At 46.4% G+C, this 627-nt stretch carries 1 protein-coding gene; it reads right to left on the bottom strand.

Annotated features, from left to right (window positions below; all coding sequences use genetic code 11):
• Positions 1-261: 261 nt before the first annotated feature.
• A partial coding sequence (locus AC1QQ2_RS14885; protein WP_479713729.1) for a hypothetical protein occupies positions 262-627 on the bottom strand: 366 nt, incomplete at its 5' end.

Below are 627 nucleotides of genomic sequence, written 5' to 3'. Positions count from 1 at the left end.
TTCCTTTTGAGTGTTTCCATATGCTTCTTGGCCCAAGCCCTTGCATCTTCGGGCAGGGTTTCTTTTGTAAATGCTGCCATAAAAGATATTGTACCACTGTTTGCGGCAACATAAATACCCCCCTCAGGCCAGTTTACTTTTGTGTAGTCTAGGTGTTCAGCATAGCGTAGTATCTTCATGGTACCCCCATGTTAAGAAAAGAGCAGTTTTGTAACATGCTCAGGTTATCAGGCTTACGTGATACCGACGGTATCGTCCACCTTAACGGATCGGACAGGCACCCGTAGCACAGGCTTCATCCGATAGGTCATCAGTAGTACCAAGGGCAGTCAAGTCTACAGGCTGTAGGGTGTTGACGTAATCGTAATACTTCTCTTTAGTGACAACCTCCTGAGGCAGATAGGCATAGCCTAAGTCCTCAGCAGTCTTAGTAGGATCGTTACGATAGATGAACGACACACCTACGTAGCTATCCCAGTTCTCCAGAATCCACCCTACGATTGCTTCAATCTCCGAGGGATCATACGAGATAGTCACAGAACAGTTGTGATCAACGTAGTTTTCCATCATGAACTTGTAGCGATCTAGCTGATCGATAGCTGACTCGACGTTCACTTCCTTACCGTC

Source organism: Aestuarium sp. (assembly GCF_023253315.1).
Lineage (GTDB): Bacteria > Pseudomonadota > Alphaproteobacteria > Rhodobacterales > Rhodobacteraceae > Marivivens > Marivivens donghaensis.
The sequence above is the reverse complement of the archived record's forward strand: the minus strand, read 5'-3'. Positions and strand labels throughout refer to the sequence as shown.